General features: G+C 63.0%; 21 protein-coding genes. 15 read left to right on the top strand and 6 right to left on the bottom strand.

Annotated features, from left to right (window positions below):
- Window positions 1-23: 23 nt before the first annotated feature.
- From KHC24_RS22930 to KHC24_RS22955, 6 genes are all read left to right on the top strand, one after another.
- Window positions 24-860: an SDR family NAD(P)-dependent oxidoreductase gene (locus KHC24_RS22930; protein ID WP_213366337.1), complete on the top strand. Its 837-nt coding sequence runs from the start codon at window positions 24-26 to the stop codon at window positions 858-860.
- A 99-nt stretch (window positions 861-959) separates the two neighbouring features.
- On the top strand, window positions 960-1,691 hold the full coding sequence (locus KHC24_RS22935) for an SDR family oxidoreductase (RefSeq protein WP_213366554.1): 732 nt from the start codon (window positions 960-962) through the stop codon (window positions 1,689-1,691).
- Between the two features lie 99 nt (window positions 1,692-1,790).
- Window positions 1,791-2,075: an Atu4866 domain-containing protein gene (locus KHC24_RS22940; protein WP_246547590.1), complete on the top strand. Its 285-nt coding sequence runs from the start codon at window positions 1,791-1,793 to the stop codon at window positions 2,073-2,075.
- A gap of 86 nt (window positions 2,076-2,161) precedes the next feature.
- Window positions 2,162-3,115, top strand: a complete 954-nt coding sequence (locus tag KHC24_RS22945) for an AraC family transcriptional regulator (RefSeq protein ID WP_271180520.1) — start codon at window positions 2,162-2,164, stop codon at window positions 3,113-3,115.
- 171 nt (window positions 3,116-3,286) lie between these two features.
- The gene (locus KHC24_RS22950) at window positions 3,287-4,036 is read left to right on the top strand and encodes an SDR family oxidoreductase (protein WP_213366342.1); all 750 of its coding nucleotides are present in this window, start codon (window positions 3,287-3,289) and stop codon (window positions 4,034-4,036) included.
- Window positions 4,037-4,108: 72 nt separating this feature from the next.
- Window positions 4,109-4,660, top strand: a complete 552-nt coding sequence (locus KHC24_RS22955) for a flavin reductase family protein (RefSeq protein WP_213366560.1) — start codon at window positions 4,109-4,111, stop codon at window positions 4,658-4,660.
- Window positions 4,661-4,715: 55 nt separating this feature from the next.
- On the opposite strand, the gene KHC24_RS22960 is transcribed toward KHC24_RS22955, so the two are convergent.
- Together KHC24_RS22960 and KHC24_RS22965 are read right to left on the bottom strand one after the other, a co-directional pair.
- Window positions 4,716-5,159, bottom strand: coding sequence for a DoxX family protein (locus KHC24_RS22960; protein ID WP_213366345.1), 444 nt, complete (start codon window positions 5,157-5,159; stop codon window positions 4,716-4,718).
- Window positions 5,160-5,334: 175 nt separating this feature from the next.
- Window positions 5,335-6,249: a LysR family transcriptional regulator gene (locus tag KHC24_RS22965; RefSeq protein WP_213366562.1), complete on the bottom strand. Its 915-nt coding sequence runs from the start codon at window positions 6,247-6,249 to the stop codon at window positions 5,335-5,337.
- 121 nt (window positions 6,250-6,370) lie between these two features.
- Between KHC24_RS22965 and KHC24_RS22970 the strand changes: the two genes are divergently transcribed.
- Genes KHC24_RS22970 through KHC24_RS22980 form a run of 3 tightly spaced genes read left to right on the top strand, consistent with a single transcriptional unit; the run spans window position 6,371 to window position 8,398 of the window.
- Entirely contained in the window at window positions 6,371-7,279 is a 909-nt protein-coding gene (locus KHC24_RS22970) for a pirin family protein (RefSeq protein WP_213366349.1), read from the top strand.
- 42 nt (window positions 7,280-7,321) lie between these two features.
- On the top strand, window positions 7,322-7,918 hold the full coding sequence (locus tag KHC24_RS22975) for an NADPH-dependent F420 reductase (protein ID WP_213366352.1): 597 nt from the start codon (window positions 7,322-7,324) through the stop codon (window positions 7,916-7,918).
- A gap of 42 nt (window positions 7,919-7,960) precedes the next feature.
- Window positions 7,961-8,398 carry an ester cyclase gene (locus tag KHC24_RS22980; protein ID WP_213366355.1) on the top strand — a complete coding sequence of 146 codons (438 nt, stop codon included), beginning with the start codon at window positions 7,961-7,963 and terminating at the stop codon, window positions 8,396-8,398.
- A 116-nt stretch (window positions 8,399-8,514) separates the two neighbouring features.
- Here KHC24_RS22980 and KHC24_RS22985 read toward each other — a convergent pair whose 3' ends face one another.
- A complete protein-coding gene (locus tag KHC24_RS22985; RefSeq protein ID WP_213366356.1) occupies window positions 8,515-9,165 on the bottom strand; it encodes a hypothetical protein in 651 nt (216 codons plus the stop codon).
- 157 nt (window positions 9,166-9,322) lie between these two features.
- Between KHC24_RS22985 and KHC24_RS22990 the strand changes: the two genes are divergently transcribed.
- Window positions 9,323-9,553 (top strand): helix-turn-helix domain-containing protein, encoded by a 231-nt coding sequence (locus KHC24_RS22990; protein ID WP_271180522.1) that lies wholly within the window; start codon window positions 9,323-9,325, stop codon window positions 9,551-9,553.
- A gap of 814 nt (window positions 9,554-10,367) precedes the next feature.
- Window positions 10,368-12,263, top strand: a complete 1,896-nt coding sequence (locus tag KHC24_RS22995; protein WP_246547538.1) for a DUF3363 domain-containing protein — start codon at window positions 10,368-10,370, stop codon at window positions 12,261-12,263.
- Here KHC24_RS22995 and KHC24_RS23000 read toward each other — a convergent pair.
- Window positions 12,260-13,519 (bottom strand): hypothetical protein, encoded by a 1,260-nt coding sequence (locus KHC24_RS23000; RefSeq protein ID WP_213366360.1) that lies wholly within the window; start codon window positions 13,517-13,519, stop codon window positions 12,260-12,262. The genes KHC24_RS22995 and KHC24_RS23000 overlap by 4 nt on opposite strands.
- 443 nt (window positions 13,520-13,962) lie before the next feature.
- On the opposite strand from KHC24_RS23000, the gene KHC24_RS23005 reads away from it, so the two are divergent.
- Window positions 13,963-15,168: a M14 family metallopeptidase gene (locus KHC24_RS23005; protein WP_213366361.1), complete on the top strand. Its 1,206-nt coding sequence runs from the start codon at window positions 13,963-13,965 to the stop codon at window positions 15,166-15,168.
- A 200-nt stretch (window positions 15,169-15,368) separates the two neighbouring features.
- Here KHC24_RS23005 and KHC24_RS25270 read toward each other — a convergent pair whose 3' ends face one another.
- Window positions 15,369-15,887: a site-specific integrase gene (locus KHC24_RS25270; protein ID WP_246547539.1), complete on the bottom strand. Its 519-nt coding sequence runs from the start codon at window positions 15,885-15,887 to the stop codon at window positions 15,369-15,371.
- A gap of 271 nt (window positions 15,888-16,158) precedes the next feature.
- Between KHC24_RS25270 and KHC24_RS23015 the strand changes: the two genes are divergently transcribed.
- From KHC24_RS23015 to KHC24_RS23025, 3 genes are all read left to right on the top strand, one after another.
- Window positions 16,159-17,706: an AAA family ATPase gene (locus KHC24_RS23015; RefSeq protein WP_213366363.1), complete on the top strand. Its 1,548-nt coding sequence runs from the start codon at window positions 16,159-16,161 to the stop codon at window positions 17,704-17,706.
- The gene (locus tag KHC24_RS23020) at window positions 17,703-18,617 is read left to right on the top strand and encodes an HNH endonuclease (protein ID WP_213366365.1); all 915 of its coding nucleotides are present in this window, start codon (window positions 17,703-17,705) and stop codon (window positions 18,615-18,617) included. The genes KHC24_RS23015 and KHC24_RS23020 overlap by 4 nt, the downstream gene beginning before the upstream one ends.
- 1,025 nt (window positions 18,618-19,642) lie before the next feature.
- Window positions 19,643-21,388, top strand: a complete 1,746-nt coding sequence (locus tag KHC24_RS23025) for a recombinase family protein (RefSeq protein WP_213366366.1) — start codon at window positions 19,643-19,645, stop codon at window positions 21,386-21,388.
- Here KHC24_RS23025 and KHC24_RS23030 read toward each other — a convergent pair.
- On the bottom strand, window positions 21,378-22,517 hold the full coding sequence (locus KHC24_RS23030; protein WP_246547596.1) for a conjugal transfer protein TraB: 1,140 nt from the start codon (window positions 22,515-22,517) through the stop codon (window positions 21,378-21,380). The two genes, KHC24_RS23025 and KHC24_RS23030, sit on opposite strands and share 11 nt — an antisense overlap.
- Window positions 22,518-22,519: the final 2 nt, after the last annotated feature.

Genomic DNA, 22,519 nt, shown 5'->3' on the forward strand with positions numbered 1-22,519 from the left:
TCGCGCATAGGAAGGAGAAAGCCATGACCGGCCGGGTTTGGTTCATCACGGGAATAGCCCGTGGCCTGGGACATTCCCTTGCGCAGGTCGCACTGGAGCGCGGCGACCGGGTGATCGGCACAACGCGCGACGGTGCCCTGCCGGGGGGACTCTCCAAGCAGGACCTTGAGGTGCTCCCGTTGGATTTGGGCGATCCCGCCTCGATCAAGCAGGCGCTCGCCTCGGCTTATGCACTGCACGGGCGCATCGACGTGCTGGTGAACAATGCCGGTTACGGCCTTCTCGGGCCTGTCGAAGCGGCCTCCGATCCGGAGGTGCGTGACATCTTCAACATCAATCTCTTCGCCCCGCTGGCCGTCATCCGTCATGCGCTGCCCCGAATGCGGGCTCAGGGGTGCGGGCACATCGTCAACATCTCGTCCATTGCCGGCATCGCACCGGCTCCCGGCTCAGGCATCTATGCCGGTACGAAAGCCGCACTATCGGCGATTTCCTACGCGCTCTCGCAGGAAGTGGCGCCGTTCGGGCTCTGGGTGACCGCCGTCGAGCCGGGCGCGTTCCGCACGGAATTCCTGTCGAGCCGCTCCATCCTCCGCACCGCGGCGCATATCGACGACTATGCCGCCACGAGCGGCCGTGCCGTCGACGGTCTTCTGTGCCGGGATGGACGGCAGGCCGGCGACCCGCGGCTTGCGGCGCTGGCCATTCTCGAAGCCGTCGAGGCGGAAGAGCCGCCGCTCGATCTGCTGCTCGGCAGCGACGCGCTCCGACGCGCTCAGGCGCGGCTCGATCACCTCGATGACGACCTGCGGCGGTGGGAGGACGTCAGCCGCAGCACCGATCTCCCGGAAACCGCCTAGCCAGCTTCCGTGCCCTGCGAGCGCGCATCCGGGACATATCCCGCCGGCCGCAGCGGCGCCTCACCATTCTCCAGCCCACCTAGAAGAAGGAATCGTTCCATGAGCACTCTCGCCAACAAGATCGTTCTCATCACCGGGGCCAGCAGCGGCATCGGCGAAGCGACCGCCCGCGCACTCGCCAAGGCCGGAGCCGTCGTCGTGCTCGGAGCGCGGCGGACGGATCGGCTCGAGCATCTGACGGCCGAAATCGAGGCAGCCGGTGGCACGGCAATCTACAGGAGTCTCGATGTGACCTCCCGCGAAGACGTTCAGGCCTTCGCCGACGCCGCGCTGGCCGCTTTCGGGCGCATTGACGTCATCGTCAACAATGCCGGCGTCATGCCGCTCTCGCCGATGGCGGCGCTCAAGGTGGACGAGTGGGATCGGATGATCGACGTCAACATCAAGGGCGTCCTCCACGGGATCGCGGCTGTGCTGCCGGTGATGAACCGCCAGGGCGCCGGGCAGGTCATCAATGTCTCGTCGATCGGCGGCCTCGCCGTTTCCCCAACGGCCGCTGTGTACTGCGCCACCAAATTCGCGGTGCGGGCGATCTCCGATGGCCTGCGGCAGGAGAGCGACAAGATCCGCGTGACCTGCGTCTATCCCGGCGTCGTGGAATCCGAACTCGCCAACTCGATCACCGATCCGACCGCGGCCGAGGCCATGGTCGCCTATCGCCAGATCGCCCTGAAGCCCGAAGCCATCGCCGATGCGATCGTCCATGTCGTCGGTCAACCCGCCGACATCGACACCAGCGAGATCGTCATCCGGCCGACGGCCAGTGCCTGAGCGGAGGCCAGGATGAACATGCCCCACCGCTCGCACCTCTCAATAGCCGCCGCCGTTTTGCTTCTCGCCGGCACCTCGATCCAGCAAGGACATGCCCAGATGAACCATGCTCGAACCAAAGCCTCCGCACCGGATGCCGACCATCCCTATGTCGGCATGTGGATCACCGGGGATGGCCATATCCGCCACAACCTGCTGCCGAATGGCCGCTATGACGAGGCGCGGGGCCGGACGGAGAGTGCTTATCGGGGCCGCTACGAGGTGCGCGGAAATCACATCGACTACTGGGATGACACCGGCTTCACTGCCGATGGCGAGTTCATCGACGGGGTTCTCCACCATGCCGGCATGATCCTGTACCGCGACGAAAAGCTGCCGCGCTGACTGCAGCTCAATCGACTGTCTGCCTGTCGTTGGTAGCGCCGGATGACATGAACGTCGCCGGCGCTACATCGTTAAGGGGCACGCGCATGCCGGATGCACGGGAGATGATTTTGGTACCGAACGCGCCATCCACTCCGTCGCCCCCCCCCGACCGGACCTCTCCCGCGGGGCTCGAAAGCCACATAAGCGGCACCACCCTCGTCAGCGGTGACGGCCCCGCCTGGCAGGACGTCTTCGCGCAAGTCTTCTGCCGCAGGCACGTACAACATCCCTTCCTGGTTCCGGCCGTCGCGGAACCGCTGATCGTGTGGGTGATATCGGGCAAGGCCATTGTCGAGGAGCGCGAGGTTGGCGGCACATGGATCGCGAGCCATGTGAGCGTCGGCGACTTCTTCTTGACCCGCTCGCCAACGCCCTATGAGCTGCGGTGGCAGGCGGAGGCCCACCAGCCCTTCGAGGTGATGCACCTCTATGTCTCGGTGCCGCTGTTCGACCGAGTGGCGCGCGAGATGCTCGGCAAGGCTGCTGGGACTGTCACGCTTCGGGACGTCTCGGGCGGCCGGGACGCCACCCTCTCGAAATTGCTGGGCCTGCTTCACACGGAACTGGTAACGGAAGGTGGCGGTGGGGACTTGTTCGTCGCCGGACTGGCGCAGAGCCTCGCCGTCCACCTCGTGCGCCACTACGCGGTCGCAGATGCCGAGAGACGTGCACAGGGCGCGCTGCCGGGCTGGCGGTTGCGGCGGGCCACCGCCTTCATGGCCGCCCGGCTCGACCAGCCCTTCGACCTTGATCGACTGGCCGCGGAGGTGGGCATGAGCGCGTTCCATTTCAGTCGACTGTTCAAGAAGGCGACGGGCCTTTCGCCATCGCTCTACTTCATCCGCCAGCGGGTGGCGGAAGCGCAGCGGCTTCTGCAGGAAACCGACAGCAGTGTCATCGAGATCGGAATGGCGGTCGGCTATTCCAGCCCCAGCCATTTCGCCCAGATTTTCCGCCGCGAGACCGGCCTGTCGCCGAGCGACTACCGGCGCGGCTAGGGCCGGGCCTGCTGCCTGGGGACATTCGCTGCAGGGAATCGAGCAAGATCCCGACAGTACCCGCAAGCCCCCGTGCGCCCGAAAGGCCGACCGTCTTTAGCTTTCTACCTGTCCAACGCGAGCCCCCGTCGCCTGATCTGGCAGGGGCCACACGCAACAGGGAGACATGCCATGAGCAACATCAAGGGAAAGGTCGCGCTGATCACCGGCGCGTCGAGTGGTATCGGCGCTGCTACCGCGCTCAAGCTGGCGGCAGCCGGCGTGAAGGTCGGCCTCGCAGCCCGCCGCGTCGACCGGCTGGAGGCCTTGAAGGCGGAGATCGTCGAACAAGGGGGCGACGCTCTGGTAATCGAAATGGACGTGGTCGATCCGGCCTCCGTCGAGGCCGGCGTCGCGAAGTTGGTCGGTGCCTATGGCTCGATCGACATTCTCTTCAACAATGCCGGCCTGATGCCGCTTTCCGATATCGACCAGCTCAAGACCGGCGAATGGCACCGCATGGTCGACGTCAACGTCAAGGGCCTGCTCAACACCACGGCGGCCGTACTGCCACAGATGATTAAGCAGCACGCCGGGCACATCTTCAACACCTCGTCGATTGCCGGCCGCAAGGTCTTCAAGGGGCTATCGGTCTATTGCGCCACCAAGCACGCCGTGACCGCCTTCTCCGACGGCCTACGCATGGAGGTCGGGCAGAAGCACAACATCCGTGTCACCTGCATTCAACCCGGTGCCGTGGCCACCGAGCTGTACGACCAGATCACCGACCCCGGTTATCGCCAGCAGATGGACGATCTCGCCAAGCAGATGACCTTCCTTCAGGGGGCGGATGTCGCCGACACCATCCTGTTCGCGCTTGAGGCGCCGGCACACGTGAATGTCGCGGAACTCTTCGTCCTGCCCATTAATCAAGGCTGGTGAGCCGCCCCGCACTGGAAATTGCCGGCCTTCGCCTCTTCTGCATGCGAAGGCCGGCGGTCAAGGAGCCAAGCCATGAAGGAATTGCCCGCTTCCCAGGCCTTCCGCCTGCTCGAACCCGGTCCGATCGTGTTGGTGACGACCGTGGGGAACGGGAAGCCTAACATCATGACGATGGGTTTCCACATGATGATCCAGCACGATCCGCCCCTGATCGGCTGCATCATCGGCCCCTGGGATCACAGCTATGGCACCCTGAAGACGACGGGCGAGTGCGTGATCGCCATCCCGACGGTCGATCTTGCGGAGGTGGTCGTCGACATCGGCAATTGCTCGGGCGACACCGTCGACAAGTTCGGCCGTTTCGGCCTGACGCCGCAGCCGGCCGGCGACGTGAAAGCGCCGCTGATCAAGGAATGCCTCGCGAATATCGAATGCAAGATGGCCGATACCCGGCTGGTCGAGGAGCACAATCTGTTCATCCTCGAAGCCCGGCGGATCTGGATCAACCCGGGCCGCGAGGAGCGGCGGACCCTGCATCACCGCGGCGACGGGAGCTTCACCGTCGATGGCGACGTCCTCGACCTGCGCGAACGCATGGTGAAGTGGCGCCATCTTCAGCACTGACGACGGCACGGGTGACGGGTCGGGAAGGCGCATCCGGCGCGCCTTCCGCGTCGTTTCAAGAGCGCGTGCGGGCGTCGAGGCTGAAACGTCCGGCACCGAACGCCGCGATCTGCAGCAGTCCGCCGACGATCGAGATGTTCTTGAAGAAATGAATGAACTGGTTCTGATCGCCGAGGTTCGCATGGAAGGCGAGCGCGGTGGCGAGGGTGAACAGCGCCATCACGGTGGCGACGAGGCGAGTGCGATAGCCGACGATGAGCGCGACGCTGCCCACCACCTCGACAAGGACGGCAGCCACAAAACCAAGCGTGGCCAGAGGCAGCCCGGAGCTGGCGATCATCCCGATGGTTGCGGCGGGCGCCGAGAGCTTGGAAATGCCCGAAAGCAGAAAGAGCGGGGCGATGAGGAGACGCCCGGCCAACGGCACGAACGATTGGATAGCTTCCACTGTGGAAGCGGTGCTGGACGAGTTCGACGACAAGGCGGCGGTCTGTGACATGACGATTGCTTTCCTGAGACGGCGCTCCCCGATGGAGCGCTGCTGCAAGATCAATCTGGCGATTCAACTCTTATCGAAATAGACGAATAGGATCGATGGTTAGGATCTATAAATTCGACATGACTTCCGCGCCGCGAACAGCGCCATCGGAGCGATGCCTACGTGCCCTTCGCTGCTAGGCCGCTTCGGCATCGTCGCTTTGCGCCTGAAATCGAAAGCGCTCGATCAGCCAACTGGCCGCCGGCCCCGGCGGGGTATCCGTGCGATAGATGGCGTCCATGACGTAGTGACCTCCGATGCTGTCCGGCATGTCGAGGCGGACCAGTCGGCCGGCTTCGAGATCATCCCGAACCATGGGCTCGGGCATGTTTCCCCACCCAATTCCGGCCTTCAGCAGCATGTGCTTGGAACTGAGGTCGGCCAGGCGCCAGGTGCTCGTGCCGACCACCGCCATGTCACGGCCTCGGGTGAGTTCGGACCGATCTGTGAGAACCAGCTGGACATGCTCGCGACCGGCGCCGGCCCGATCCGTCTCCGCCGTGGCAAGAGGATGGCCGGGCGCGGCAACCGGAATCATGTGAACGCTGCCGATGCCGATCCTCTCGATTCCATCGACCGTGACCAACGGACCAGCGACGCCGATAGTTGCGACGCGATCAAGGACCAGCCGCGTGACGGCGCCGAGAGACTCCACATAGAGATGCAGATTGACCGTCGGAAAATGTTCTCGAAAGCTCGTGAGGGCATCAACCACCCGATGCTCGGGAAGCAGCGTGTCGAGGACGACATGCAGTTCCGACTCCAGCCCCTGCAGCATCCCTTTCGACTTGGCCCGGAGATTGTCGATCCCATTGGAGACACGCCGCGCCTCGGCCAGGACCATGCGCCCGGCTTCGGTGAGCTGCGGCTTGCGCGTGGTCTCGCGGTCAAAAAGGGTGAGGCCGAGTTGCGCCTCGAGGTTCGCGATTGAGTAGCTGATGACGGAAGTGGCGCGGTTCAGCTTGCGCGCCGCACCGGCAAAACTCCCGACATCGACAACGGTCAGTAGGACCTTGAGCTGGTCCAGGGTGGGGGTGCCTGGCTCGGATATCATGCCGATTTCCTCGAACGTAAATGCCGATCTTATGCCGCTTTTTTCGTTCGCCTGCCAGGCATAGCTTTTTCCAATCGCTCAGGAGTACGGGCTTTCGAGTCGGGATGAGGAGAAGTTCATGAGCATCCAATCCAACAATGCGCAGGTTGACCAAGTTCTGCTTCCGTCAGTGCGGGATCTGGGCGATTTCCAGGTCCGCAGGGCTTTGCCGTCGGCGCACCGCCGGATGGTCGGGCCATTCATCTTCCTCGACAGCTTCGGACCGGCGGTCTTTCGCGAGGGTGCAGGGGTGGATACGCGCCCTCATCCGCATATCGGCCTCGCCACGCTCACCTATCTGATTGAAGGGGAGATGGATCACCGAGACAGCGAGGGCTATTTCCAGACCATTCGTCCGGGCCAGGTCAACCTGATGACCGCGGGGCGTGGAATCGTTCATTCCGAGCGCAGCGGTGCTGAGTTTCGGGCGCGGGACGACCGGATGTTCGGTTTTCAGGCGTGGCTTGCCTTGCCGTTGGCGTTGGAGGAGACCTATCCCGGCTTCCAGCACGTCAGCGCAGGCGAAATCCCTGTCATCGACGATCGCGGCGCGCGCATTCGGGTGCTGGCGGGCAGCTTCGAGGGAGTGACGGCACCCACGCCGGTCTTCTCCGACACCCTGTACGCCGATGCTGTCCTCGCCAGCGGCAAGACGCTCAAGCTCGCGTCCGAGCATATCGAGCGCGCCGCCTACGTCGTTGAGGGTGAAATCGAGGTGACCGGTCAGACCGGACGGTTCGGACGGGATCGGCTGGTGGTGTTCAAGCCCGACGCCGAGATCATCCTGAGGGCTGTTGGGCCGACGCGCCTGATGCTTTTGGGTGGCGAGCCCCTCGAAGGCGAGCGGCACATCTACTGGAATTTCGTCTCCAGCCGCAGGGAACGGATCGATCAGGCCGCCGCCGACTGGCAGGCCGGCCGATTCCCCATCGTCCCGGGCGATTCCGAATTCATTCCTCTGCCAACAAAACCCCGTCGGGTAGCGTGAACCACGCGCCGCGCCCCAACAACTCACGATAAGGAAATAACCATGACCTACGCCATAATCGGTGCCGGCGCGATCGGCACGGCGCTCGCCCGGCAGTTCGCCCGCAAGTCCATCCCGGTAAAGATCGCCAATAGCCGTGGTCCAGACTCGCTTGCGCCGCTCGTGAGCGAACTCGGGGCGAATATCCAGCCGGCCGAACTCTCCGAGGCGCTGGCGGCCGATATCGTCATCCTCGCCGTCCCTTTCACCGCCGTTGAAGACACAGTGAAGGCAGCTGGCCCCTGGAACGGCCGCATCGTGGTCGACGCGACCAACGCCATCAATTTCAACGATTTCTCCCCGGCCGACCTCGGCGGCAGGCTGTCGAGCGAGATCGTCTCCGAAGCTGTCACTGGCGCCCGCCTCGTGAAGGCGTTCAACACGCTCCCGGCCGCTGTGCTTGCGCAGGTGCCCGACGGCCCGAGCGGCCGGCGCACGATCTTCGTGTCGAGCAATGACGCGGCGGCATCGACGACGGTGGCGGGTCTGGCGGACAGCCTCGGCTTTGCCGCGATCGAACTCGGCAAGCTCGCCGAGGGCGGCCGTCTCCAGCAGTTCGGCGGCGCGCTGATGGTCCACAGCCTGATCAAGCAGGGCTGAAGGCGCCGCACAGCGGAACTCAAGCTAGGAAGGAAAAATCCGATGACACAGGACGTTAGCGAGCAGGCGAAGGCGATTGTCCGTCGCAACACGGAGGAAGTTCAGGGCGGAGGCAATTGGGCGCTCTTCGACACACTGTTCTCCGACGACTTCTACGATCACACGCCTCAGCCGGGCATGGCCCGCGATAAGGCAAACGTTCTTGGCCTCTACAAGCGTCTGCGCGTCGCATTTCCCGACTTCAGGCCGGAGATCCATTGGCAGCGCGCGGATGGTGATGTCGTGACGACCTTCAAAACCTATCACGGTACGCATCTCGGGGAGTTCCTCGGTGTTCCCGCCACAGGCAGGAAGATCAGCTTCGAGACGGTTGACGCGATGCGCGTGGTGGACGGCAAGATCGCAGACCACTGGGGGGTAGCGAACCTCTATTCTGTCCTTCAGCAGCTAGGCGTGATCGCAACACCGGGCGTCCGATAGCATTGAGGTCCGTTTCATCTCCATCCTCATTGTCGTCAGGTCGGGCATGTCGTCCCCAGCCGCCCTTTCTTGGCTAGCCATTGATGACGATGATGCCGAATTCAGGGACGCAGAAGTTATCGCCGTTGCGACTGCAACTGCGCCAGACGTGTCGCATCCCTGCGGATGCGCCGCAATTCCGGCCAAGGAAAATGCCGCCCTTCTGAGCCCTCGGCTCCGACGGCGATAAGCACGTCGAGCTTCGTGGAGAGGCCGCGCAGAGACATGGCCTCCGCCGCAAAGAGCCTTGCGATCAAACGCTCTTCTTCGTCGGATGCCGCCGCCTCTTCTTGCCGGGTGACGGAGTAGCCGATTGCACGATCTGCGTCCTCCCACCGCTGCTGATGCGCCAACAGGTCGGCAGCGACTTCTGCGCGCTGTGAGCAGAGCGACGGCAGATCGGCCGCAAGCTCATCGAACTGCCGCATGGAGCCAATCCTCATCGGCGACGGCAGTTCGGCTGCAGCAAGAACCGCCTGCGGAAAGCCGATCCTCCGCGCGAGTTCGGATTCCAATCGCTGCTGTTTCCGGCACAGAGCGAGAGTCCGCCGATGCGCGGCGCGCCACGCTTTCCACGCGAGGACGGCGGCATCCGTTGCGCTGTCATCGTGCGCCGCCGCCGCAGACGGACTGTTGAAGGAAGTGCCGCCGATCGTCAGCAGGGCGGCAGAAAGAACGTCCCTCCGGGATGGCGGGGACAAACTCGTGCTAACCTCAGAATCAGCCATGATCCGAGCTCCAAGCAGCTTGGGCTGTGGTCAGGCCGGGCTGAGTGTTACCGCACTTAGTCCGGCCGTCAAAACGATAGAAATAATATCAATTAGGGCCTGACTCGTGTCAACTCAGGATGAAGAACCCGGGCCTGAGTTCATTACGACGCGACAAGTGAAGGCAGCCCGAGCGCTGTTGGATTGGTCGCAGGCCGACTTGGCGAGGGCAGCAGATGTGTCCGAACCGACGCTTGCACGATTGGAAGCTGAAGACGGGGCATTAGGCGGACGTCGCAGGACTAACGAGAAGCTCCGCAGCGCCTTGGAGCGCGCCGGCATTGAGTTCATTTCCGCGTCCGACGGCGGGATAGGTGTCCGCTTTCGTAAGCCGTCAGGGTCCGACTGAAGCTGCATCAGCCGCAGCAGGCGTTGGAAGAAACTGCGGACTCATCGCAGTTCGACGGCAGCTTCGTCGCAATGTTTCAGCACGCAGCGGACACTGCGTGCGCATCTTTAGGGCAGGTTCGACGGCAGCGAGGCTGCGGGCCAAGCGGCTTTTGACGGCGAATTCACGGCATCAGCGATCGTGCCTCATGGGTAGATGAAGCAGATAGGGCGGCGATAGCGCGTCGTCAGCTGTCCTGGGCGGTGGCTGAAATTGTTCGATTGCTGCTGCGTAGTATATTCGGCGCATCTGGTCGCTTAAATTATTCAGTAAAAAAGCAAATGGGAAGGACGGCAAGATAAAGCGGATTTTCAATCTGCGCGGCTGGTACCCTTAGTGTGTTGTCTGCACGTTGTTTTCCGTTCCGGAAAACGGGTCCAAGCGACTTTTCGGAAGGTGCGGGCCCGCGCAGTGATCGTTCAAACCATTGATAGATGTTTGATTTTTGCGGACATGCGCAATGTGCGCTCCGCCTGGCCTGCGCCAGAGACGTCGTTTCCACGCTATACTTTGATCGGATGATTTTTGACTTGTAGGCCTGACCTGCGCGGCCAATTCTGCGGTTGTGACACGCCGCAGTGAAGATGATTTCCACATCAAGCCGGGCCGGCCGCGAAGCCGGCAGACGCGGCTGAATACGCACGAGCTGCCGTTCGTCCAGCAGGCTCTGATTGCCGCGCGCGATGCCGGTGGTGACGCGCGGCCGGGTGGCGGGGTTGCCCGGGAGGGGGGCGGCAGCGGCCGGTTCAATGCGCGGGGTCGCGGCGCCAAGGTGATGGCATCGCTGCCGCGCGATAGCGGCGGCTGGCAGTCGGGTTCTTCAGGCCGGTTCCGCTCGCGCCGCGTCGTGGTCAAGGCGCGGGTGGTGAAGTTTGCCGGTAAGAAAAGCGGCCGTGGTCCGAAGATGCGCGGTGCGGTCTCGGCTGGCGCGGTCGGGGCGCATCTGCGCTACCTCGAACGTGACGGCGTCACTCGCGACGGCGAGAAGGGTCGTGCCTACTCGGCCCTCGGGGACGAGGTCGACGCGAAGGCCTTTATCGAGCGCAGTGGTGACGATCGCCATCAGTTCCGCTTCATCGTCGCGCCGGAGGATGCCGCCGAGCTCGGCGACCTGAAGCGCTTCACCCGTGACCTGATGCGGCAGATCGAGAGCGACGTCGGGACGAAGCTCGACTGGATCGCCGTCGATCATCACAACACCGGCCACCCGCACAGTCATATCCTCGTGCGCGGCGTGCTGGATGATGGCCGCGTCCTTAACATCGCTGGTGACTATATCGCCCACGGCATTCGCCATCGGGCGAGCGAGTTGATGACGCTGGAACTTGGCCCGCAGACTGAGGTCGAGTTGCAGAACAAACTGCGGCATGAGGTAGGCGCCGATCGTCTCACCCGGCTCGATCGGATGATGATCGCCGAGCAGCGTGAGCACGGCATCCTCGATCTGCGGCCGGACGCTGGCGAGAGCTATCTCGTGCGGACCAATCGGCATGTTCTGATCGACCGTGTGAAGCGGCTGGAGAGCTTCGGCATCGCCGAGGAGATTGAGCCGGGACGCTGGACCATCAATGAGCGCGCCGAGAGCACGCTCCGAGCGATGGGCGAGCGCGAGGATATCCTGCGCACCATGCATCGCGCGCTGGCCGATCACGGGCTCGCTGACGAGCGCGGGGCCGCGCAGTTCGTCACCCATGGCAACCGCATCTCACACGCCCTCATAGGACGAGTGCTCGATAAGGGATTGGCCGGCGATGAGATGGGCGAGCGGTTCTATCTGGTCATCGACGGCGTGGACGGACGCACCCATCATGTCGAGACCAGCGACGCCTCCCGGCTGGAGGATATCAAGCGCGGCCACATCGTCGCGCTGGACCCGCTGCCGACAAGATCCGATCCCCGCCCGGCGGACCTCAACATCGCCACCATCGCCGAGAGGAGCGGCGGCATCTATCGGCCAAGCGAGCACCTGGAACTGGCACGCCCAGTGATCGAGCAGCAGCGCGGTGATCTCGATGCCTTCATCCGCGCCCATGTACGCCGGCTGGAATCGCTACGCCGCACCGGCCATGTCGATCGTATTGACGCCGACCACTGGAAGATCCCGGACGACCTTCCGGAGCGCGGGATCGCCCATGATGCCCGAACCGCAAGGAAGGACTTCGCGGTCCGCACGCTTTCCACCTTCGATCTCGACCAGCAGGTCGCCAGCGATGGCACCACCTGGCTCGACCGGGAACTGGCCTCGCGCCAACGCACCGAGCTGTCTGACGCGGGCTTCGGCGGCGAGGTGAGCAATGCTCTGGAGCGCCGCCGCCAGAGCCTTGTCGATCAGGGTCATGCCGTTCGACTGGAGAACGGCAACGTCCGGGCGCCGCGCGACATTCTCGCTCGCCTTGAGGCGGCCGAGGTGGAGCGCGTCGGACGTGCCATGGCGGCGGAGCGTGGTCTTGCCTACAACCCGAGCCAGCCGGGCGAGTATGTGTCCGGCCGGCTCGCCGGTTCGGTCAATCTCGTCAGCGGGCGCTTTGCCATGATCGACGACGGTCTAGGCTTCCAGCTCGTGCCCTGGCAACCTGTGCTGGAGAAGCAGATCGGCCGCCACATCTCCGGTGTCTCCCGCGACGGTGGCGTCGAGTGGAGCCTTGGCCGCAACCGGGGGCTGGGGCTTTAGGCCGAGCTTTCCTGTGGCGGCGGTGTCTCCAGATCAGGATCGGTCGGCAGCGGCGCGAAGGGATCGACTTCCGGGAACAGGGTGCGCTCGCGCAGCCAATCGCCAAACGAGGTGGGATCGAGCGCACGCTCCAGTTCACTAAGGCGCTTGCGCGACCAGTCAAGCATGCGCTGCGTTTCGTTGTCCTCGATACCCTCCGCCCAGGCGATCCAGGAGCGCAGCTGTTCGGCCTTGCGACCCATCTCGACGATCTCGTCGAGCAGTTCGTCGCGTTCCTCCTCGCGCTTCGTGCGCGCCTCTGTACGCGTCCGGTTTTCCTCCGCGCGGCGACGGAGGCGTGCGTTGCGCTCATCTTTGAGGCGGTCATCACGCCGGTAGTCGATCCAGCCGTGGAGCTCGTCGATGATAGAGCCGAGTTGAGCCTCCAGGGTCGCACGGGTGTTGTCCCGCCAGTTGCGTCGGCGCTGGTCCATGCTCCAGGCTTCAATGGAGATCGTCAGCTCACCGGTCGGGATATAATCGAACTCGGGATATTGGCGTTCGTAGGTGAAATCCCAATCACGGTAGCGAGCCGAGCGCCGATAGCGTTCCTCCGCCTTCAACTCATCGACCGTAGGCTCGTGCTTTCGGCGCTTTATCGTCTCCGCCAGGATGAAGGGGACCTTGTCGACGCCCCGGCGGACTTCGACATGCTTGCCTGCGAAGGTGCCGAAAATCTCCCGCGCCTCCATCCCGCGCGCGATGCTGTCGAGAATGAAGATCGCCCTCTCGATCGAACCGGCTCCCAGCCGCATCGACAGCAGGCCTTCCCCGCTAATGGCGATAATGCCGTCATTATCCGGCTTGGCGCGGCGCAGCGTATGGGCGGTCAGCGATACGGCAGCGTGGGGTTTGTCGATCCGGCTCCAGTCTATCGTCCGTGTGTTCGGCTCTCGCGGCTTCATCAGCCGGCGCGGCGCTGTCGCTGCCTTGCGCGCCCTTTCGAGGCGCTCCTCTATGACCGGATCTGACGGGCTCGTCCGATCGAGGCTGATGAGCTCGACCGCGGGATCGGCCGAGGAGGCAAAGATCGTCTGCCTCGGGTTCTTGCCGGCCGCTCGGTCACGCCAATAGGCCGCCGTAGGCAGCGGTACGCGGTGCTGAACGCAGAGATTCTTCAGCTGCCAATGCGAAAGGCCGAGCTTGCCGGCGACGGTCTCAAGCGGCTCGGCCCAAACGAGATCGTACATCTCGCGGCGGGTGACATGGGCGATCATGCGGATATGCGATCGACGTCAACGGGAAGCCCGCAATCTATCGCCGTTCGATGACAGGTCCGCTTGCCGACCAACGCCATTCACAGAAAAGGGCTTCCGCGCAGAACCAGTAGGCCGGTCCGTCGCAGCCGCGTCAAGGCTGGCGCTTCGCGCCACCGCTCACGCGGCTACGGCCTTGACCCCGCCGCGGCGGACCGGCAGGGGCTGGCCATCGCGTAAGGTGGAGTGTGAGTGACTTGCTCATTCGGGCGGGTGAAAGACGCGGAATGATCCGGACTCCCAGGAGCCGGCCTACGGCTTGCTCCAGGTTACGGATGTTCGGCGGTCAGTCGGACGAGAGCGAATGACGCGGCTACCTGCGCTCCCGGCAGCATTGCACTCAGCGTCGCTGGGCGTAACCATGCTCGGAGAAGGGCGGGCAACTCACCGGAAGGATCCACGTCATGTCGGACAAGCCAAACGAGTTCCTCGACCGCCGCGATTTCATGATCGCGTCCGTTGCGACGATCGGTGCGTCGGCTGGGCTCGTCGCCAATGCCCCTTCCGCCAGCGCCCAGGGCTCGACGCACACCGCTTCCAGTCCGGCTTACGGCGCTGCATCAGCAACGGTGTATACCGGCGATGTCATCCAGGGGAGAAAGGTCGTCAGCGCGCTGGACGTCGACGACCTGGAGCCGGGAAGGAAGCATCTTCTATATTTTCAGGGCGTCGAGATGCCCACCGGACAGCACTGGTATGTGTCCGTGACCGTCGCCAGGGGCGCGCAGCCGGGCAAGCGTGTCGTTCTGGTCAGCGGCGTGCATGGCGACGAAATTAGTTCCGTGCATACGGTCCAGACGGTTATGAACCAGCTCGATCCGGCGCAGATGTCGGGCACCGTTATGGCAGTCACCGACGTGTCCCGCCCGGCTATGGAGGGCATGCAGCGCCGATGGCCCAATGCCGGCAGAGGCGCCGATCTGATCGACATGAACCGGGAATGGCCGGGCAATGAAAACGGCCTCACCGCCCCCAGCCGACATGCCGGCCTGCTGTTCAATCGGCTGCTGCGGCCGAACGCCGATGCCGCCATCGACTTCCATACGGGAACAACTGGGTTCGAGGTCACCGCCTTCAATATCGGCGGCATGGACGTGCCCGAGGTCAAGGCGATGGTGGAGCTCTATCCGGTGGGTCAGATCTTCGACAATCACGTCTATCCGGGTGTGCTGCACAACGCCTTCATGGATGTGGGCATCCCCGCCTTCACGCCGGAAATCGGCGCGGCACGCGTCCTCGACCTGGGGATGATCGCGCTGTTCGTGGAAGGCACGATGAACGTCCTGAAGCACCACGGCATCGTGGCCGGGCCGATGGGACGCACGGGGAAGGACGTGAGCGTCTTCGTCGGCAACAGCGCCTTCCCGATCCTGGCAACCGAAGGCGGGATCGTCGAGCATCTGGTCACACTCAATGACAAGGTGGAGCCTGGACAGAAGGTCGCCATCCAGCGCGACAGCTTCGGCGAAGTGGTTGCCGAATACACAAGCGGCGTGGCCGGAGAGGTGACCGGCCAGCGGAGCGACGCGATGGCCGAGCCCGGCAACCCCTTGGTGTTCATCCTGTTCCACAAGGATCTACCGGACCGGAGTGAGACTTATCCCGAGTGACCACGTCGCACTCGTGGGGCGGATCGGTCGGAATGCCCGATGCAACGCCCGTGCAAAAAACGCAACCACGCGGAGGATTGCCTAGTCCGTCGGTGGTGAACTCGCCAGAAACAAACCTTGCCGGTGCATGTTTGAACGTCCGGCTTGGGGCCGTCTGCTGCCTGTCCGCTTCTGGCCTAGAAACTGTAAAAGCTGCCGTTCTACACCCGACCCCCTTGTCGCCGTTTGGAGTGCTGCGGCCGTCGCCGAAAACTTGCCATTTGTTCTGTTTCATCAAACGGCACAGCCGGGAGCCGAAACCGGATGGACGACTTCTTGGCGCCTAAAATGCGATAACGGACTTGGCCTAGCGTTTGGGTAGGAGGCAGTCGGCCGGCTACGCTCATTTGCTGGCATTGAGGCTTGGCCTCCTGTGGGATTAACGGCTCGATCAAAGACGATCGTATCGCGGTCTTCTGCTGAACGACGATCCCTCGGGTTTTGATTTCCGGTCCGGCGACCACATCGCGGATCCTGATCTTGACCAGATCGCAGCCGCGAAGCTTGCTGTCGACCGCCAGATCAAACAGCGCACGATCCCGAATGCGCCTTTCGCGATCAAGGAAGAAGCGAATAGCCCAGATCTGCTTCTGGGTGAACGGACGCTTGGTGCCGACCTTCTTTCCAGCGCTCCAAGCTGCACGCCCGCGGATAGCATCATCGAATTGAGAATGGCCCAAGTGAGTTCTCCTCGGCCTTGATTGGCCAAGGGAGAAACGTCGCGGATCACTACCGCTCTGGGGCCGGTAGCAGATGGTCAGCTTCTGGCCCAGGGCCTATTTTGAGCAGACATTGGGGCGTATGCATGGGATTCCAAGCTCCGCGTGATCCACGCCAGCGCTCCAGAATGATGCCGACGCAACCATAAACATGTCGGAAACGGCGGCGAATGCGTTGCGGGACCTGAGGAGTTCCGCTTAAGTCCCGCCGACGAACAGAGACACGGTGGACATGCGCTTTCACATCATCGCGCGCACGATGACTTTCCCAAGCTCCGGGAACGATGTCGCTTTCCTAAAGATCGATCACTGGAACGACTATTCGTTCGTGACGATGTTCGACGTGGTCGTCTTCGACGCCGCGGGCAAGCGGGCCGACTTGGGAGCCGTCAAGATCGGTTTCGTGAGTCAGACGGAAGACATAAGCACCTACACCACCCTAGAAGAACAGTTCGATGTCCTACCACAGCACTATTTTTCCCTAGGTCAGGACGTCGAGTACTATCAGAAGATCCGCAGCAACCTTTCTGCCGAGACTGCGGAAGCCTATCTCCGAGGCCTTCGCGATATGGCATTCGACGAGGCATACCAGCGCATTGCATCTGGACAGCGGGTGTTTCGCACCTCACTGCTCAGGTCGGTCAGCGTGTCCTCGTTGGAAAAGGACGGCCAGTTCAAGAGGGTGCTCGACGGTCGCGCACCCTTGACCGATTTCGACTTTGGTTTCGCTCGCCCGCAGTCCGACACCATGGCCGCTGTCGAAATGCGCTTTAAGGTAGTCGCCGGGTCCAAGCCCAGCACTAACATCCATGCCCTGATCGGGCGAAACGGCGTCGGTAAGACAACGATCCTCAACGACATGGTCCGTGCCATCATGGCGCCCACCGAAACGCAGGCCGCGTTCTACCGCCCCGGTCTCTTCGGCAATACTCCGATAGAACGCACGTATTTCAGCAGCCTGATATCGGTCGCATTCAGCGCCTTCGATCCGTTCAAGCCGCCAGCCGAACAACCGGATCCCGAGAAAGGGACGCGGTACTATTACCTCGGCCTGAAAGATGGCGAGGACGACGGGGGCATCCTGCTGAAATCCCTGACCGCACTGCGGGACGAATGCGCCACGAGCCTGCGTGAGTGCTTCTCCGACTCGGGCAGAACCACGCGTTGGTTGACGGCCATCAGGACGCTGGAGTCCGACGAGAATTTCGCGCTGATGAACCTGGGGCAGCTTGTCACCTATTCGGGTGACGTCCTCCAACGCGAGTCCCGCAGCATCGTCGACAAGATGAGCTCGGGGCACGCTGTCGTCCTGCTGACGATATCGCGGCTAGTGGCCAAGGTGGAGGAAAAGACCCTCGTTCTCATCGACGAGCCTGAGAGCCATCTCCATCCGCCGTTGCTATCCGCTTTCACCCGAGCCATCAGCGAACTACTCCACAACCGGAACGGCGTGGCCATCATCGCCACCCACTCGCCCGTCGTATTGCAGGAGGTGCCTCGATCCTGCGCCTCCGTGGTGATCAGGCAGCGGCTCTCGATGGTCGTCACACCGCCCACCATCGAGACGTTCGGCGAGAACGCTGGCGTCCTGACCCGCGAGGTTTTCGGCCTTGAGGTCATAAAATCCGGTTTCCACGATCTGCTCGCACGTGCCGTGCGAGCAGGGGGAACGTACGACGAGATCATCGCCGAACACGGCGGCCAGATCGGGATGGAGGCCAGGGGCATTCTCAGGGCCATGGTCGCCGAGCGTGATTCTAGCAGATCGACGCTGTCATGAGGAAGTTGACGTTACCGCCCAACGATCCGGTCGATGTTTACGACCTGTGTGTGGCCGAGGTCACCGACATCGCAGTCCGATCGGCGTATGTCTCGAACAGGAACCACATGACGACGGCAGCGGGCGATTTCGCGTCAGCGAGCGCCGCCAAGTCTTGGGCGAGCCTTCCACGGGTCGCCAGGGGAAATCCCGGAGCCGTCATCATCGGCACCTTGACGAAAAAGTCGCTCAACGACCTCTATTCGGCCTACATGGTCCAAGCCAAGGGGCCGTCGAGGAAGGTCTACGACGACATCATGGTCGCCGCCAAGGGCCTCTGCCCCTTCTGTGCGGGGTTGGGCCAAGTGCATACGCTGGACCATTACTTGCCGAAGGCGAACTTTCCGGCACACTCGGTTTCTCCAGCAAACCTCGTGCCGTGCTGCCGGGACTGTAATACCGGCAAGGGAAGCAGCTTCGGAGCGGCCAATGTTGACCAGACGCTCCATCCCTATTTCGACGCCGACCAGTTCTTCCAGCAGCGTTGGATCTTCGGCCGGCTCACGACGGCGAAACCATTGGTGATGGAATACATATGCCGTCCCCCGGATGCCTGGCCCGCGGTCGACAGGCAACGCGCGGTCAGACATTTCGAGGACTATGACATCGCGTCCCGTTTCGAGCTGCAGGCGGGCGGCGAACTGACCCGCATCGTCGCCTCGCGCGCCGGGATACTGTCCCGTCTGACGCCTGCGGACTACCGATCGTATCTGTTGGAGAATGCCCAAGGATCGGGCGCCGACCTTAACGGGTGGAGCCGCACCATGTATGCCGCTCTGGCTGTCGATAACTGGTTCTGCCAGACGGACTTCACCGATCCAAATTGGCTTCCACCGGTTCTCGCTGCAATACCGGCACCCAACTCGGGCTGACCGCTCCGTTGGTCAACCGCAGGAGATAGAGCAGCATATCGAACAGTCGCCGAATCCCAGTGGGGCTTGAGGGTGAGGGAGCGCATTCGGACGAAGTGCTCTCTCCCCTAATTCCTCGACTGTATCCGGGCTTTTCTTTTAGGGCAATTCATTGGCTGGGTTCACCGCCCGAATTTTCGATCACTCTTGCTCTAATCTAGCCGACCCAAGGCAGCTCGTCTGCGGCGAGGATCTCTCGGGCGCGTTGCATGTCGATCAGTTCCTCGGTCGTGAGCGGTACGGTGCCCTCGCAATGCGATCCCGAGAATTCGGGACGCCGTCCGGCATGTCCAAGGGCAAAGTGGGATGGTGCGAGCAATAGGTATGGATGGCTAGTCCCGAGTCCCGAAAGTCCTGATGGGCCCCGATTGCATAAGTGGAAAATCCGCCCTGACGGCAGGGCATCGGACAAAGCCGGTGGCGGTGCCCCGCATTAAACGACGTCCGCTTTCAGGATTTTGGAAAGTCAGCCAGAACGACCGGAATGGCGGCGCAAAGCAGACGTCGCTGAGGGGAGCCGAGGGGCCGCAAGGGGTCGGAACTGCGTGCGGGCCGCAATCGAGCTGATCGAAAGCAAGTGGACATGCTCGACAGCGGAAAATGGCCGGCTAGACCGGCCGAGCTGACACGTCTCATTCACCCGGCAACCATCGGAAGCCGCGGCGTGCGTAACGGCTATTTCGTGAAGCCCGTCAGCCATCCAGACTGGCGAAATGTCCAAATGCCGTATGCTCCGAAATCGATGTTCCCGCGTGCGTGCGCCCCACGGCACATTGCCGGTGGACCTTTACGCCTATGCGAGAGAGACGCCGGGGCCTTCTGATAATCCGCGCCCCATCGAATCTGACCGTGCTAGAATCCGCGTGACCGATGACTGGCCCCAGGTGCTGCCGATAACGGAAGTCGAGCTGCGGGTCATCGAAGCCCACTTCGCAGAGGTGCTCGACGAGCTGTTCGGCCCTCTTCCGTGAGAGGAGACGCCGGACGTGGCCAGACATGCAGCGGAGCGGAATGTAGGAGCTACAACCGGCGTCGCGGAGCGAGCCGCTCTCTATCTCCGCGTCTCAACCGGGCGACAGGCTGATAGCGATCTCTCCATTCCCGATCAGCGCCGGCAGATCGAAAATTACTGCCAAGCGAAGGGTTGGGAGCGGGTCGCGGAGTTCGTTGAGCCCGGCAATACCGCTACCGATGATCGGCGTCCCGCCTTTCAGGCGATGATCGATGCCGCCCTGACGAGGCCCGCACCCTTCGGCGTCATCATCGTTCACAGCTTCTCGCGCTTCTTCCGCGATCAGTTCCAGTTCGAGTTTTATGTCCGCAAGCTCGCGAAGAACGGCGTGCGGCTGATCTCCATCACCCAGGACCTCGGCGACGATCCCATGAGCGTCATGATGCGCCAGATCATGACGCTGTTTGACGAGTACCAGTCGAAGGAAAATGCGAAGCACACCCTGCGGGCGATGAAGGAGAATGCCCGTCAGGGCTATTGGAACGGCTCACGCCCTCCCATCGGCTACCGCATCGTGATTGCCGGCCAGCGCGGCTCCAAGGTCAAGAAGAAGCTGGAGATCGATCCGATCCATGCCGACACGGTCCGGCTAATCTACAGGCTGGCCCTGACGGGTGATCCGCAGCGCAACGGCAGCCCGATGGGGATCAAATCGATCACCGCTTACCTCAATGAGCGCAACATCCGCACCCGCGATGGCGGGCGCTGGGGGATCGCTTCCGTCCATCAGATCCTGACCCGAACCACCTATATCGGGGAGCATCGGTTCAACACGCGGGACCACAAGACCCGAGCCCCCAAACCGGAAGCCGAGCACGCGATTGCCCAGGTCCCTTCGATCATCACCGAGGCTGAGTTCCGCGCCGTGCAAGCGAACCTCAGGGCGCGAAGCCCGCAATGGACGCCGCCACGCGAGGTGAGCGGCCCGACGCTTCTGACTGGCATCTGCTTCTGCGCCAGCTGCGGTGGCGCCATGACGCTCCGGACCGGCAAGGGCAGTTCCGGCGGCATGTATCGCTACTACGCCTGTTCGACGACAGCGCGCATGGGCAAAACCGGCTGCAAGGGTCTTGCGGTCCGTATGGACCGGCTTGACCGCGCCGTCATCGATCATCTGGAACGGCGCATCCTCGACCCCGAACGCCTTTCCGTCCTTCTGGAACAGCTTCTTGATCGGCGCGAGGAATGGGTCGAGCGGCGGCGCAACCACATCACCGAGCTCAACAAGCGGGCGACGGAGTCCGAGGCTAAGCTGAAGCGCCTTTATGAGGCGATCGAAAACGGCCTCATCAACATGGCCGATCTCTCATTGAAGGACCGCATCGCCGAGCTGACCGCGATTCGCGACCAGGCCCAGGCCGACGCCGAGCGCGCGCAAGCGGCTGTGGAGAGGACTGGCCCGAAAGTTACCGTCGAGAGCCTGAAGCACTTCTCCGAGGTCGCCCGCGCAAAGCTGCGCACCGAGACCGGCGAGTATCACCGCGACCATCTTCGCGCGCTCGCTCAACGCGTCGAGGTGGTGAGCAAGTCAGAGATTCGGCTCATGGGAAATAAATCGGACCTTCTGCGCACGTTGGCTGCCGCATCAAGCGTAGGAGCGGCGGCGAACGGCGTTCGCAGTTTTGTACCGAAGTGGCGCGCCCAACACGATTCGAACGTGCGATCTCTGCCTTGGAGGGCGGCATCGACCATTCCCGTCTCTCCTTGCTTCAGGTGTTAAACGACATCACCAGGGGAACGGCGAACAGCCGCGCCCATGCAACCATGCTGGCCTTCTGGATGTCGACGATCGAGGACCCTTCAGTCCACCAGCCATTGCCGGCCGCGATGATCGTCTCTGCGCCGAACCACATCGATTGAAGAATGGGCCAGACGATGAGCTGTTCGTAGCAGATGACCGGCGCGATCCGGACGTCATCGAGTTCGGCAATCGGGTTGGCAAAAAAGTGGGCCCGGGCACCGCCCCCCGCTCCGGTCCATGTCGTCCAGGGCTGCCACATAGAAACGGGTACGGGCATTCGCTCGCGATAGAGAACGCTCGCCTCGCCGGTGGAAATTGCCACCATCACATTGTCGTAGCCATGCCGGTCGAGCACCGCCGCGCCGGCGAGAAGTGTAACGTCGGAATCACGCAGCGCGTTCTTCCAGAGGCCTTCGAGGGTCGGGGTCCAGAACCCGAGCGCACTTTCCGGCAGGATCACAACGTGGGCACCGCTTGCGGCCCGCTCACGCACCAAGGCGATGAGCATGTCCTGATAGGCAAGCGATCGCTCGCGGCCAAGATTTCGCCCGAGAGCGAGGTCAGCGCCCCTCCAACCCATGGGCGGTGCCGGCTCAGTCCGGTTCGTCGCCGACCACAGCCACAGCCCAGCGAGGATCAACATCATGACCGGCCAGGCACGCGTCGTCATGACGAGCAACATCACGACCGTAGCCGTGAGCCCCCACCAGCCCCAGCCGGGGAAGAGTACACCGGCAGCCGTCACGGGATGCGCCCACCCCGTGATCCCAAACGGCGGAAACGCCATCAGGACAGCAGCCGCCAGATAACGAAGCGCGCGTGTCCATCCCGGTTGTGTTGTCCATAGCGCAGCGTGAACCCCGACAAACAGACACGACGCGCCGATCCATAGGCCAAGTCCGGGCCAGATATCGGCGGCATAGAAGGCAGAAACGCCCTGCGGCAGGCCCCGGGAGGCCGCGAGGAAATACCCCATCGACACCGCCGCTGCTGTAACCCGGTCCGGCGCCCACGCCCAAAGCGCCGGGAACAGCATGGCGAGCGGCAACGTCGGGACATGCCCGGACCATCCAATCCAGCCGGTGGCGACGGCCGCGATGAGAAGCAGGG

Source organism: Ancylobacter defluvii, from assembly GCF_018390605.1.
Classification (GTDB): domain Bacteria; phylum Pseudomonadota; class Alphaproteobacteria; order Rhizobiales; family Xanthobacteraceae; genus Ancylobacter; species Ancylobacter defluvii.